The 13,409-nt window shown below is 62.8% G+C and carries 13 protein-coding genes; 7 read left to right on the top strand and 6 right to left on the bottom strand.

The window, feature by feature from the left end:
• The first annotated feature begins 37 nt into the window (after nt 1-37).
• The 5 genes from ABR948_RS21310 (at nt 38) to ABR948_RS21290 (ending at nt 6,537) form a co-directional block, all read left to right on the top strand.
• Complete coding sequence (locus tag ABR948_RS21310) at nt 38-1,843, top strand: glucan ABC transporter ATP-binding protein/ permease (protein ID WP_428121702.1); 1,806 nt, start codon at nt 38-40, stop codon at nt 1,841-1,843.
• 192 nt (nt 1,844-2,035) lie between these two features.
• Entirely contained in the window at nt 2,036-3,418 is a 1,383-nt protein-coding gene (locus ABR948_RS21305; protein WP_428121700.1) for a D-alanyl-D-alanine carboxypeptidase family protein, read from the top strand.
• A 240-nt stretch (nt 3,419-3,658) separates the two neighbouring features.
• Nucleotides 3,659-5,344: a long-chain fatty acid--CoA ligase gene (locus ABR948_RS21300; RefSeq protein ID WP_428121697.1), complete on the top strand. Its 1,686-nt coding sequence runs from the start codon at nt 3,659-3,661 to the stop codon at nt 5,342-5,344.
• 23 nt (nt 5,345-5,367) lie between these two features.
• A complete protein-coding gene (locus ABR948_RS21295) occupies nt 5,368-5,925 on the top strand; it encodes a DUF924 family protein (RefSeq protein WP_428121695.1) in 558 nt (185 codons plus the stop codon).
• A gap of 126 nt (nt 5,926-6,051) precedes the next feature.
• The gene (locus ABR948_RS21290; RefSeq protein WP_428121692.1) at nt 6,052-6,537 is read left to right on the top strand and encodes a peroxiredoxin; all 486 of its coding nucleotides are present in this window, start codon (nt 6,052-6,054) and stop codon (nt 6,535-6,537) included.
• A 163-nt stretch (nt 6,538-6,700) separates the two neighbouring features.
• On the opposite strand, the gene rnhA is transcribed toward ABR948_RS21290, so the two are convergent.
• From rnhA to ispH, 3 genes are read right to left on the bottom strand one after another with little or no spacing between them, the layout of a single operon-like run.
• Entirely contained in the window at nt 6,701-7,153 is a 453-nt protein-coding gene (gene rnhA, locus ABR948_RS21285; RefSeq protein ID WP_428121689.1) for a ribonuclease HI, read from the bottom strand.
• Nucleotides 7,150-8,133, bottom strand: coding sequence for a homoserine kinase (locus ABR948_RS21280; RefSeq protein ID WP_428121686.1), 984 nt, complete (start codon nt 8,131-8,133; stop codon nt 7,150-7,152). The genes rnhA and ABR948_RS21280 overlap by 4 nt, the downstream gene beginning before the upstream one ends.
• Before the next feature lie 5 nt (nt 8,134-8,138).
• The gene (gene ispH / locus ABR948_RS21275) at nt 8,139-9,104 is read right to left on the bottom strand and encodes a 4-hydroxy-3-methylbut-2-enyl diphosphate reductase (RefSeq protein WP_428121684.1); all 966 of its coding nucleotides are present in this window, start codon (nt 9,102-9,104) and stop codon (nt 8,139-8,141) included.
• Nucleotides 9,105-9,363: 259 nt separating this feature from the next.
• On the opposite strand from ispH, the gene ABR948_RS21270 reads away from it, so the two are divergent.
• Together ABR948_RS21270 and ABR948_RS21265 are read left to right on the top strand one after the other, a co-directional pair.
• Nucleotides 9,364-10,056, top strand: coding sequence for a DUF1013 domain-containing protein (locus ABR948_RS21270; protein ID WP_428121682.1), 693 nt, complete (start codon nt 9,364-9,366; stop codon nt 10,054-10,056).
• 81 nt (nt 10,057-10,137) lie between these two features.
• A complete protein-coding gene (locus ABR948_RS21265; RefSeq protein WP_428121680.1) occupies nt 10,138-10,353 on the top strand; it encodes a hypothetical protein in 216 nt (71 codons plus the stop codon).
• 265 nt (nt 10,354-10,618) lie between these two features.
• Here the strand turns inward: ABR948_RS21265 and ABR948_RS21260 are convergent, their stop codons facing one another.
• The 3 genes from ABR948_RS21260 to ABR948_RS21250 form a co-directional block, all read right to left on the bottom strand.
• Nucleotides 10,619-10,837, bottom strand: coding sequence for an alkylphosphonate utilization protein (locus ABR948_RS21260; protein WP_028168250.1), 219 nt, complete (start codon nt 10,835-10,837; stop codon nt 10,619-10,621).
• A gap of 46 nt (nt 10,838-10,883) precedes the next feature.
• Entirely contained in the window at nt 10,884-11,156 is a 273-nt protein-coding gene (locus tag ABR948_RS21255; RefSeq protein ID WP_428121677.1) for a hypothetical protein, read from the bottom strand.
• A 210-nt stretch (nt 11,157-11,366) separates the two neighbouring features.
• The gene (locus tag ABR948_RS21250) at nt 11,367-13,277 is read right to left on the bottom strand and encodes a propionyl-CoA synthetase (protein WP_428121675.1); all 1,911 of its coding nucleotides are present in this window, start codon (nt 13,275-13,277) and stop codon (nt 11,367-11,369) included.
• Between the last annotated feature and the right edge of the window lie 132 nt (nt 13,278-13,409).

The following is a 13,409-nucleotide window of genomic DNA, read 5'->3' as shown; positions in this document are numbered from 1 at the left end:
ACGATCGTCCATTCCGCCGACCAGAGTCCGTTACGGTATGTCCATGCTCCGCCTCTATACCCGCGTTCTTGAATTGCTCGGCAAGGAGGCGCGGCTGGGCTGGATCCTGGCCGGCGCCAATCTGCTGCTGGCCGGGGCGCAATTCGCCGAGCCGGTGCTGTTTGGCCGTATCGTCGATGTTCTGTCAGGCAAGCCGTCGGCGGGGCCGATCGGGTCGTCGCCGGCGTGGCCGCTATTGGCGGCCTGGGCGGCTTTCGGCCTGTTCACGATCGGCTGCAGCGCCACCGTGGCACTTCATGCCGATCGGCTGGCACACCGCCAGCGCCAGGCGGTGCTGACGAATTATTTCGAACACATCATGCAATTGCCGCTGACCTTCCACACCGGCACCCATTCCGGCCGCCTGATGAAGGTGATGTTGAACGGCACCGATTCGCTATGGCGACTCTGGCTCGGCTTTTTCCGCGAGCATTTCGCCGCGATCATGTCGCTGGTGGTGCTGCTGCCGCTGGCGTTCTACATCAACTGGCGGCTGGCGATCCTGCTGTTCGTTCTCTGCGTGGTGTTCACGGTGCTGACCACGCTGGTGGTGCGCAAGACCTATGGCATGCAGAACGAGGTCGAGGCGCATTACAGCGATCTTTCCGCGCGCGCCTCCGACGCGCTCGGCAACGTCGCTTTGGTGCAAAGCTTCGTGCGCATCGATGCCGAGGTACAGGGGCTGCGCTTCGTCGCCGACAAGCTGCTGGCGGTGCAGATGCCGGTGCTGTCATGGTGGGCGCTGGTCACCGTCATCACCAGGGCCTCGACCACCATCACCGTGCTGGCGATCTTCACCGTCGGCATCGTGCTGCACGAGCAGGGTCTCACATCGGTCGGCGAGATCGTGATGTTCGTCAGTTTCGCCACCCTGCTGATCCAGAAGCTCGAACAGGTGGTCAGCTTCATCAACAACGTGTTCATGGAGGCGCCGCGGCTGCAGGAGTTCTTCAACGTGCTCGACGCCGTGCCCGCGGTGCGCGACCGGCCCGACGCGATCGATACCGGGCGTCTTTCGGGCCTGGTCGAGTTCGCCGATGTATCGTTTTCCTATGATGGCAAGCGGCCCGCGGTCGAGGATCTTTCCTTCACCGCCCTGCCCGGCCAGACCATCGCGCTGGTCGGCCCGACCGGCGCCGGCAAATCGACCGCCATCGCCTTGCTGCATCGCGCGTTCGATCCGCAATCGGGTTTCATCAGGATCGACGGCATGGACGTCCGCGGCCTGACCCTGACCGCGCTGCGGCGGAATATCGGCGTGGTGTTTCAGGAGGCGCTGCTGTTCAACCGCTCGATCGCGGACAATCTGCGTGTCGGCAAGCCGGACGCGACCGACGAGGAATTGCGGATCGCGGCGCAACGCGCCCAGGCGCTGGAATTCATCGAACGCAGCGAGCGGAAATTCGAGACCAATGCCGGCGAGCGCGGGCGGATGCTGTCGGGCGGCGAGCGGCAGCGGCTGTCGATTGCGCGCGCGCTGTTGAAGGATCCGCCGATCCTGATCCTCGATGAAGCGACCAGCGCACTCGATGCCGTCACCGAGGCCAAGGTCAACGCCGCGCTCGACGAGGTGATGAAGGGACGCACCACCTTCGTGATCGCCCACCGGCTGTCGACCATTCGCAATGCGACGCGGATCCTGGTGTTCGATAACGGCCAAGTGATCGAAAGCGGAACTTTTGATGAACTGGTGGCGAAAGGCGGCCGTTTCGCGGAACTCGCAAGGGCCCAGTTCATGGTGCAGGAGACTGCACGGGCCAGCATTGCGGCGCTTGAAACCGGCAGCGCCGCTGTCAAGATTTAAGTGTCGCCGAAATTTGACCTATTTCGTCCACGATTTAATCAGCGAGCCTCTGTTCCGGACCGGCAAGCCGGTATAGGTTTGCGTCAGCCGTGAGCGACGGCGCCGGACACGCTTGAAACCCGAACGTACATGTCAGGACCTCCTTCAAGATATGTTTCTTGGAGGCGGGTCTCAAAGGACCGGAATCGGATAGTGCATCTTCTTCGCCCGTTGCTTTGCAAATCGTCGTTGAGCTGGATCGTTCTCGTCGCAACGCTCGCCGTTGTCGCGCCGCGCGTTGCGCATGCGGAAGCGCTGCTGGTGGTTGAAGCCGATACCGGAAAAGTGCTGCAGGCCGAGAATGCGACCTATCCCTGGTATCCCGCATCGGTGACCAAGCTGATGACGGCCTATGTCACGCTCAAGGCCGTCAAGGAAGGGCGGATCACGCTCGATACGCTGCTGACGGTATCGCCGGTTGCCGCCTCGCAGTCGCCGGCGAAGATGGGCTTCCGTCCGGGCATTCAGGTCACCGTCGACAATGCGCTCAAGATGATGCTGGTGCGGTCGGCCAACGACATGGCCGTGGTGCTCGCCGAGGGCGTCGGCGGCTCGATCGACGGTTTTTCGGCGCAAATGAACCAGGCCGCGCAGCAGCTCGGCATGACGCAGACGAGTTACGTCAATCCCAACGGCCTGCCCGCGGACGGTCAGATCACGTCGGCCCGCGACCTCGCGATCCTGGCCCGCGCCATCATTCACGACCTGCCGGAATACGAATATTTCGTTCACATCCCCTCGATCCGGTACGGCCGCAGGGTCACGCAGAATTTCAACAAGCTGATCGGACGCTATCCCGGTGCCGATGGCTTCAAGACCGGCTTCATTTGCGCGTCCGGCTACAATCTGGTGGCGTCGGCGACACGCAACGGCAGACGGCTGATCGCGGTGGTGCTCGGCGCATCCTCGGGCACGATGCGCGCGGTACGCGCGGCGCAGCTGCTCGAGCGCGGCTTTGCCAACAACTCGCTGTCGTGGCTGCGCCCCTCGCTGGGCACCGTCGACAATCTGGTGCCGATCGACGCCTCGCCGCCGAACCTGCGCGACGAAATGTGCAGCGGCAAGCACCACAAGCCGGCCAGCGATGAAGACGAGGATAGCGTTGCGAGCAATGCAGGCGCGGACACTGGTGGACCCGCATTGGCGTTTTTCGCCGCCGGGCTGCAGCCGCCGATGATGAAGCCGTCGGAACTGATGGCGACGGCGCCCGCGCCGTCCGAGCCGATCGTGGTTTATACCGGACCGACCAGGACCGGCGCCGCATTGCTGGCTGCGGTCGCCGCGGATGTCGAAGAACAGACACCGCGGCATCACGGCAGGAAGTCGCGGGTCGCGTCAAAAAAGCCGGACGGCGACACCAAGGACGCCGAGCCGAAATCCGCGGATAAACCGGCCCGGCATGCCAACGCCAAGCCGGACGCATCAAAGGGCGCGGACAAGCCGGATGCGAAGCCGGCGAAGCCCAAGACTGCCGCAAAACCCAGGCCTGAGTCCAAGCCTGAGTCCAAGCCCGCGCCCAAGAATACCACCGGCTAGGCCAGCCGGTCGACCACAACACCGCTGCTGCACCGCGCGCACAGGCTGGCTCCGCCGGTCGGGCGGTCTCGCCGGCTTGGCTGATTCCGCCGGCCGGACCGGTACTTTTTAAATTCACTCTCCATCCAGGTGCGCCGCCGCTTGCCATCGGCCACCGCATTGCTCAATACTGCCTAAAACAAGGCGTCCCGTCCCGGCAAACGGGCAAAAACGAGGAAGCAAACCAGGAGGGGAAATAAGATGGAGCGGATCTGGCTCAAGCAATATCCGGCCGGCGTGCCCGCCGATATCGATGTGACCCAGTACTCGTCGCTGGTCGAGTTGCTGGAAGAGAGCTTTGCGAAATTTGGCGACCGCAAGGCCTTCATCTGCATGGACAAGTCGGTCAGCTACCGCGACCTCGACGAGATGTCGCTGGCGCTCGCCGCCTATCTGCAGAGCAAGGGTCTGCAGAAGGGCGCGCGGGTCGCGCTGATGATGCCGAACGTGTTGCAGTATCCGGTATCCACCGCCGCGGTGCTGCGCGGCGGCTATGCGGTGGTGAACGTCAATCCGCTCTACACCCCGCGCGAACTCGAACACCAGCTCAAGGATTCCGGCGCCGAGGCGATCATCGTGCTGGAGAATTTCGCGACCACCGTACAGCAGGTGATCGCAAAGACCGCGGTGAAGCATGTCATCGTCGCCAGCATGGGCGATATGCTGGGCCTCAAGGGCGTGATCGTCAACCTGGTGGTGCGGCGGGTGAAAAAAATGGTGCCGGCCTATTCGATACCGGGCGCGGTCACCTTCAACGATGCGGTCGCGGCCGGCCGCAGCCTGATGTTCACCAAGCCGAAGATTGCGCCCGAGGATGTCGCCTTCCTGCAATACACCGGCGGCACCACCGGCGTCTCCAAAGGCGCGACGCTGCTTCATCGCAACATTCTCGCCAATGTGCTGCAGAATGACGCCTGGCTGCAGCCGGCCCTGGAGAAGCCGCCGCATGTCGACCAGCTTTTGATCGTCTGCGCGCTGCCGCTCTACCATGTCTTCGCGCTGACGGCGTGTTACCTGCTGGGAATGCGCGCCGGCGGCACCAATCTGCTGATTCCCAATCCGCGCGACATGGCGGGTTTCGTCAAGGAACTGATGAAATACCAGATCAACTTCTTCCCCGGCGTCAACACGCTTTACAACGGCCTGCTGAATACGCCCGGCTTCGACAAGATCGATTTCTCCAAGCTGAAGGTTTCAAACGGCGGCGGCATGGCGACCCAGAAACCGGTCGCCGAGAAATGGCTGAAAGTCACCGGCTGTGCGCTGTCGGAGGGCTACGGCCTGTCGGAGACCTCGCCGACGCTGACCTGCAACCCCGCGACGATCGACAAGTTCTCGGGATCGATCGGCCTGCCCGTGCCATCGACCTATCTCTCGATCCGCGACGATGACGGCAACGAGGTGCCGCTCGGCCAGCCCGGCGAGATCTGCGCCAAGGGCCCGCAGGTGATGGCGGGTTACTGGAACCGGCCCGAAGAGACCGCCAATGTAATGACCAAGGACGGCTACTTCCGCACCGGCGATATCGGCGTGATGACGGCGGACGGCTATACCAAGATCGTCGATCGCAAGAAGGACATGATCCTGGTATCGGGCTTCAACGTCTATCCCAACGAGATCGAGGAAGTGATCGCGAGCCATCCCGGCGTGCTGGAGTGCGCCGTGATCGGTGTCGAGGATTCGCGGTCGGGCGAAGCGGTCAAGGCCTTTGTCGTGAAGAAGGATCCGAACGTGACGGCCGAAGACATCATCAAGTTCTGCCACACGCAACTGACCAACTACAAGATCCCGAAACAGATCGAATTTCGGGCCAGCCTGCCGAAGACCAATGTCGGAAAGATCCTGCGCCGTGAATTGCGGGATGAAAAGAAGGCCGCGGCCGCCTGACCGAGCAAGACCGCGAGCGTTTGTTGACGACCGACGCTCGCGATGTGACGCCCGGCGAGATCCTTGCGTTCTGGCGCGAGGCCGGCCGCGAGCGCTGGTACGCGCGCGATGCCACCTTCGATGCCGATGTAAGAAGCAGATTTCTGGGCCTGTGGCAGCAGGCGGCGGTCGGCGGGCTGTCGTCCTGGGAAACATCCGACGACGGCGCGCTGGCGCTGGTCATCATCCTGGACCAGTTTCCACGCAATATGTTTCGCGACGACGCCATGACCTATTCCAGCGATGCGCTGGCCCGCGAGGTCGCGAGCCGCGCCATCGCACGCGGCGCGGACATGCGTATCGAGGCGCTTCTGCTGGAATTTCTCTACATGCCGTTGATGCATTCGGAGCAATTGTCCGACCAGCAGCGCTGCGTCGAGCTATTTCGCAAAACCGGCAATCCCGACAATCTGCGATATGCCGAGGATCATGCCGACATCATCCGCCGGTTCGGGCGCTTTCCCCACCGCAATCGTGTTCTGGGACGGAGCACGACGCCGGAAGAACAGGCCTTTCTCGACAATGGCGGATTTTCCGGCTGATGACAGAACAGTGAACATGCCGGACCATTGCCGTTTCCTTTGGAATCTAATTTCCTTGGCAGCTAATATTGTGCCCGCAGCCTGCCCGGTTTAAGACATGTCAGCCCATTGCAAGGAGAATTGACCATGACCATCAAAGTTGGCGACAAGCTGCCGGAAGCCAAATTTCGCGTGATGACCGCGGAAGGTCCGCAGGTCAAGACCACCGACGACATCTTCAAGGGCAAGAAGGTCGCGCTGTTCGCGGTGCCCGGCGCCTATACCGGCACCTGCCACAAGATGCATCTGCCGAGCATTTTTCTGAACGCCTACGCCATCAAGGACAAGGGCGTGAACACCATCGCGATCGTGTCGGTCAATGATGCCTTCGTCATGAACGCCTGGAAGCGCGACACCGACCAGCGCGACGAAGCCACCTTCCTCGCCGACGGCAACGCCGACTTCACCAAGGCGATCGGCATGGAACTGGACGCCTCCGGCAACGGCCTCGGCATCCGCTCCCACCGCTACTCGATGCTGGTGGATGACGGCGTCGTCAAGAAGCTCAATCTCGAGCCGGCGCCCGGCAAGGTCGAGGTTTCCGGCGGCGATACGCTGCTGGGGCAGTTGTAAGCGCGGTTACCTTACGACAATCACCACCGTCGTCGTCCGGCTTGACCGGGCGATCCAGTACGCCGCGGCCTCTCGATTCATCGCAAACGCCGCGGAATACTGGATCACCCGCATTCGCGGGTGATGACAAGGGTGGGTGGGGCAGCCCGCCCTGCCCTTCCAGCTACGTCTTCAACCTCGCCATCGCGACGCCGTCGCGCGCCAGTTGATCGGCGCGCTCGTTCGCATCGTGGCCGGCGTGACCCTTGACCCAGTGCCAGCGCACCTGGTGCTGGTGCAGCGACGCATCCAGCCGCTGCCACAGGTCGACATTCTTGACCGGCTTCTTGTCCGCGGTGCGCCAGCCGTTTTTCTTCCAGCCATGGATCCAGCCGGTGATGCCCTGACGCACATACTGGCTGTCAGTATAGAGATCGACGGTGCACGGCTTCTTCAGGGTTTCCAGCGCCGATATCGCCGCCATCAATTCCATGCGGTTGTTGGTGGTATGCGCCTCGCCGCCCTTCAATTCCTTTTCGACGTCGCCGAATTTCAGGATCGCGCCCCAGCCGCCCGGCCCGGGATTGCCCGAGCAGGCGCCGTCGGTGTAAATCGTGACCACGGGGAGTGAGTTCACGCCATCTGTCCCGAGGCTGCGACGCCGTAATCGCGCAGGCCCGCCACGCTCTGCTGAAACCGCAGCTTGCGGGCATATTCCAGCGGGTCCTTTGGCCGTACCAGCGCGCCCTCGGGAACGTTGAGGAAGTCGACCAGCCGCGTCAGCAGGAAGCGCAACGCGGCACCGCGCGCCAATAGCGGCAGCGCATTCTGCTCGGCCTGCGACAATGGCCGCTCGCGGCCATAGGCGCCCAGAAAGGCCCGCGCCTTGGTGACGTTGAACGAACAATCGCTCTCGAAACACCAGGCGTTGAGGCAGATCGCGACGTCATAGGCCAGCATGTCGGTGCAGGCGAAGGTGAAATCGATCAAACCCGACACCCGCTCGCCGAGAAAAAACACGTTGTCCGGAAACAAGTCAGCATGGATCACGCCCTGCGGCAGATCCTTCGGCCAGATATTGCCCTCGAGATGATCGAGCTCGGCGCCGATGAAATCGCGTAGTCCGCGCTGCACCTCGTCGGCGCGTGCGGCCGCCTGTTCGAACAGCGGACGCCAGCCCGACACCGACAGCGCATTGGCGCGCGACATCGCAAAATCGGCGCCGGCCAGATGCATCTTCGCCAGCGCCTGGCCGACGCCGGCGCAATGCGCCACATTGGGCTTGCGCGGCCAGATGCCTTCCAGAAAATTGATGATCGCCGCCGGACGACCGGCCAGCACGCCCAGCGCCTCGCCGCTTTTATTCCTGAGCGGCTGCGGGCAGCTGATGCCGCGCGACGCCAGATGCGTCATCAGGCCGAGAAAGAACGGCAGGTCGCTCCGCGCGACGCGCTTCTCGTATAGCGTCAGGATGAAAGATCCGGCCGAGGTGTGCAGCAGGAAGTTGGAATTCTCGACGCCCTCGGCGATGCCCTTGTAGGACAGCAATTCGCCGATGTCGTAAGACCCCAGGAATTCCGCAAGTTCGTCGGCGGCGACGTCGGTATAAACCGCCATCGCGACTATTCCGCTGCGTCGGGCCGCAGCGAACGCGGCAACGGAAAGAACTCGTTCTCTTCCGCGGCCGAGACCGTCTCCACATGCAGTTCGTAACGCTCGGCGAACGCGCCCATGATCTCCTCGACGATCACTTCCGGCGCCGAGGCGCCCGCGGTGATGCCGAGGCTCTTGAGACCGCTGAATCGCGACCAGTCGATATCGCTGGCGCGTTGCGCCAAAACCGCGATCGGGCAGCCCTCGCGCTCGGCGACTTCGCGCAGCCGCTGCGAATTCGACGAGTTCGGCGCCCCGACCACGATCAGGGCATCGACCACCGGCGCCACCTTCTTCACCGCGAGCTGGCGGTTGGTGGTGGCGTAGCAGATGTCTTCCTTGTGCGGACCGGAGATGTTCGGAAACCGTTCCTTGAGCATGGCGACGATTTCGGCGGTGTCGTCGATCGACAGCGTGGTCTGCGTCACAAAAGCGAGGTTGTCGGGGTCCTTCGGCGTGAAGGTCGCGGCATCGTGCGCGGTCTCGATCAGCGTCACCGCGCCCGGCGGCAACTGCCCGAGCGTGCCGACCACTTCGGGATGATGGGAATGCCCGATCAGCAGGATCTCGCGGCCGCGCTTGAAATGGATCGCCGCCTCGCGGTGCACCTTGGTGACCAGGGGGCAGGTCGCATCCAGCGAGAAGAAATTGCGGGCGCGGGCGTCCGCCGGCACTGATTTGGGCACCCCGTGGGCCGAAAACACCACCGGGGCGTTGGTATTGTCGGGGATTTCGGCCAGTTCCTCGACGAAAATCGCGCCCTTGGTCCGGAGGCTATCGACCACATAGCGGTTATGGACGATCTCGTGGCGGACATAGACCGGGGCGCCATAGATGGTCAGCGCCCGCTCGACGGTATCGATGGCCCGCACCACGCCGGCACAGAAGCCCCGCGGCGAACAAAGCACGATTTTCAGGGGTGGTTTGGCTGGCATAGGGGCGATCTCGGACCTAAACACCCCCCAAAGCCGGGCGGGAACGGCCAATTCAAATAAAGGACAATCCGGTAAAGGACTTGGCAGAGAAGGACTCTAGCAGACAGGACTTGGGACGCCTTTCGGGCGCTGTCAAGGCCGGTCAGCAAACCATTGCGCGGTTAGCCCCAGACGGCTTATATAGGGCCGTAATTCCCGTCATCGCTGATGACCACGGCTTCGCCTCCCTGAGGTGGGCGAAGCGCAAAGGAGATTTGCCATGAGCAATGCACCGCTGATGCCAAAGGCGACTGCCGTGTGGCTGGTTGACAATACCGCCCTGACTTTCGACCAGGTGGCGGATTTCACCAAAATGCACCCGCTCGAGGTCCGCGCCATCGCCGATGGCGACGCCGCCCAGGGCATCAAGGGCATGGACCCGATTTCGACCGGCCAGCTCAGCCGCGACGAGATCGAAAAGGGCGAGAAGGACCCGAATTACCGGCTCAAACTCGGCGAGAGCAAGGTGGCGCTGCCGCCGCAGGCCAAGAAGAAGGGCCCGCGCTATACGCCAGTTTCGCGCCGCCATGAGCGGCCGAGCGCGATCCTGTGGCTGGTGCGCAACCACCCCGAATTGAAGGACGCGCAGATCATGCGCCTGGTCGGCACCACCAAGACCACCATTGCCAGTGTGCGCGACCGCACCCACTGGAATGCCTCGACCCTGACCCCGATGGACCCGGTGACGCTCGGCCTGTGCTCGCAGATCGAGCTCGATTTCGAGGTGCAGCGCGCCGCCAAGGAAAAGCCGACCGATACCGCCTACGGCGGCGCCACCCTGCTGCCGGCCTCCGAGACCACCCGCAAGGAACCGGAATTCGAGCCCTCCGAGAAGCAGCGCGACGATCTCAACGTCGATGCCGTGTTCGCCAAGCTGAAGACCATCGGCGGCAAGAAGCAGGACGACGAGTAATATTTCCGGGGCGTCAACTTCCGGAGATTACTTTCGGCCGTGGAAGGCGCATAATTCGTCACAATCGGGACGAATCCTGACATGGCCGGACTCTCATTTCTGATCGCATTGTTGCTCGGCGGAGCGGCGTTCCTGTTTTACCAGGCGGCCGGCGAGATTTCCGTCGGCACGCAATGGGCCAGTGACGTCTGCTCGACGGCACCGATGTTTTGCCACCACCCGGAATACCTCGCCTATGCCGGCGGCGTGATGCTGGTGGTCGCGATCGGCGCCAAGCTCGGCAGCATCGCGAGCTGAGAGCGGGTATTTCCCGGATGAGTCGGCGGGCTGCGCGAATACCGTCAAGACGTCATTGCCGGGCTTGACGAGTGTGTTTGCGTGCACATCGACCTCACATTTCAAACAGCCCTGGCTGTTCCAACACCGTCATTGCGAGCGAAGCGAAGCAATCCATATGGCGGCAAAGTAAGCGTGGATTGCTTCGTCGCTTCGCTCCTCGCAATGACGTCGATAAATTTCAAAAACAACTCCGCCCTCTCGCGGCGCTCTGCGCCCGCACCCCTCACGCCTTCTTCAAAAATTCCGTCCGCAGCACCAGACCCTTGACCTTGTCGGTGCGGCCTTCGATCTCATCCTCGTTGTCGGTGAGGTGAATGTTTTTGATCACGGTGCCGCGCTTGAGCACCGTGGACGAGCCCTTCAGCTTGAGGTCCTTGATCAGCGTGACGCTGTCGCCCTCGGCGAGAAGCGCGCCGTTGGAATCCCTGACCTTGATGTCCATGTTGGATAATCCCTGGATGAGAAGAGTCGCGCCGGAGTCCGGCGCGCTACGGCTTAACCGGATTGTTCAGCATGTATTCGCCGAGATTGCGCTGCTGCTTGTCGGCGCGCGCGGCGGCGTTGGCGCGTTGGACGTCGCGGTCCTTGCGGCAGGCGACATATTCGGGCGAGCCGGCGGCGACATTGTTGGCGCGGCAGAAGGTGTCGTCATCCTCGGCAAGGGTCGGCGTGACCGGCACCTCGCCGCGCCGCGCGCAGGCGGACAGCGCCAGGGCGAGCAGTATCAGCGCCGTGCAGAATTTCGCGGGTCTAAGCTGCATTCAATATCCAGTCGATCATACCTACCATTCGCGCTCAATGATCCGGTAATCCATCGAAAACAAGGCCATTTCTTGAGGTCAGATGGATGCCCGGGTCAAGTCCGGGCATGACGTTGGTTCGTCATTCCGGGGCGTGTCGAAGACACGAACCCGGAATCTCGAGATTCCGGGTCTGGTGCTTACGCACCATCCCGGAATGACAACCGGCTGTCACACCCTTCCCTTCAGCGCGTCGCCGATTTCGTCCAGCACCTTGGGATCCTCGATGGTGGCGGGCATGGTCCAGGGGTCGCCGTCGGCGATCTTCTTGATGGTGCCCCGCAGGATCTTGCCGGAACGGGTCTTGGGCAGCCGGCCCACCGTGATCGCGAGCTTGAAGGCCGCGACCGGGCCGAGCTTGTCGCGCACCAGCGCCACGATATCCTTCTCGATCTCGGCATGGCTTCGCGTGACACCGGCCTTGAGCACCAGAAAGCCGCAGGGCACCTCGCCCTTGATCGCATCCTTGACGCCGAGCACCGCGCATTCGGCGACGTCGGGATGCGACGCGAGAATCTCTTCCATGCCGCCGGTGGAAAGCCTATGGCCGGCGACATTGATGATGTCGTCGGTGCGGCCCATCACATAGACATAGCCATCGGCGTCCTTGTAGCCGGCGTCGGAGGTTTTGTAGTAGCCGGGGAATTCGTTGAAATACGCTTCCTTGCAGCGCTCGTCCTGCTCCCACAAGGTCGGCAGGCAGGCCGGCGGCATCGGCAGTTTGATGACGATCGAGCCCATGGTGCCGGCGGGCAGCGGTCGCGCGGCTTCGTCGACCACGTCGACCTGATAGCCCGGCATCGGCACCGTCGGCGAGCCGTGTTTGACCGGCAACAGGCCGAGCCCCACCGGATTGCCGGCAATGCACCAGCCGGTTTCGGTCTGCCACCAGTGATCGATGACAGGCACATTCAATTGCTGCTCGGCCCATTCCACCGTCGGCGGATCGGCGCGCTCGCCGGCCAGAAACAGCGTGCGGAATTTCGAGAGGTCATATTGGCGAATGAATTTGCCCTCCGGATCTTCCTTGCGGATGGCGCGAAACGCGGTCGGCGCGGTGAACAGCGCCACGGCCTTGTGCTGCGCGATCACCCGCCAGAACGCGCCGGCGTCGGGGGTGCCGACCGGCTTGCCCTCGTACATGATCGAGGTCGCGCCATGAAACAGCGGCGCGTAGATGATGTAGCTGTGGCCGACCACCCAGCCGATGTCGGAGCCGCACCACCAGACCTCGCCCGGCTTGACGCCGTAGAGATTGAACATCGACCATTTCAGCGCGACCAGATGCCCGCCATTGTCGCGCACCACGCCCTTGGGTTTGCCGGTCGTCCCTGAGGTGTAGAGGATATAGAGCGGGTCGGTCGCGTTAACCGGCACGCACGCCGCCGCCTTGCCGTCCCTGAGCGCGGCATCGCGCAGCGTGGCCCAGTCGTGATCGCGCCCCTGGATCAGGTCGCAGGATTGCTGCGGCCGCTGCAGGATGATGCAGGCCTGCGGCTTGACGCTGGAGAGCCTGATCGCCTCGTCGAGCAGCGGCTTATACGCCACGATGCGCCCGGGCTCGATCCCGCAACTGGCCGAAAAAATCAGTTTTGGCTTGGCGTCCTCGATCCGCGTCGCCAGTTCCTTGGCCGCGAAGCCGCCGAACACCACCGAATGCACGGCGCCGATCCGCGCGCAGGCCAGCATCGCAATCATCGCCTCCGGCACCATCGGCATATAGAGGATGACGCGGTCGCCCTTGACGACGCCGAAGTCCTGCATGACCGCGGCGAGGGTCTGCACTTCCCGCAGCATCTGCGCGTAGGTCAATGTGGTGACGCTGTTTGTCAGCGGCGAATCATGAATCAATGCCGGCTGATCAGCGCGGCCAGAAGCGACATGACGGTCGAGCGCGTTGTAACAAGTATTGACCACCGCGCCGGCGAACCAGCGGCCGTAAAGGCCTAAGCTTGGATCGAAGATCTTCTTCGCGGGCTCGATCCAGTCGATTTCGGCCGCCGCCTCGGCCCAAAATCCCTCGGGGTCGCGGAGCGAGCGGGCATGGACCTCGTGGTATCGGCTGTTATCCCTGATGTTCATGGCGTTGCTCCCGCTCGACACAATTCTGGTGATCCTGCAAAACACCAGACATGGACAGGCGGGGCGCCCCGGGGCCATGACCAGGATCAATTCAGGTCACATTTTCAGACGCATTGTCATGGGAAGCGGCGA

Origin of the sequence: Bradyrhizobium sp. (assembly GCF_050014615.1) — a bacterium.
In the GTDB taxonomy this organism is placed as follows: domain Bacteria; phylum Pseudomonadota; class Alphaproteobacteria; order Rhizobiales; family Xanthobacteraceae; genus Bradyrhizobium.
The sequence above is the reverse complement of the archived record's forward strand: the minus strand, read 5'-3'. Positions and strand labels throughout refer to the sequence as shown.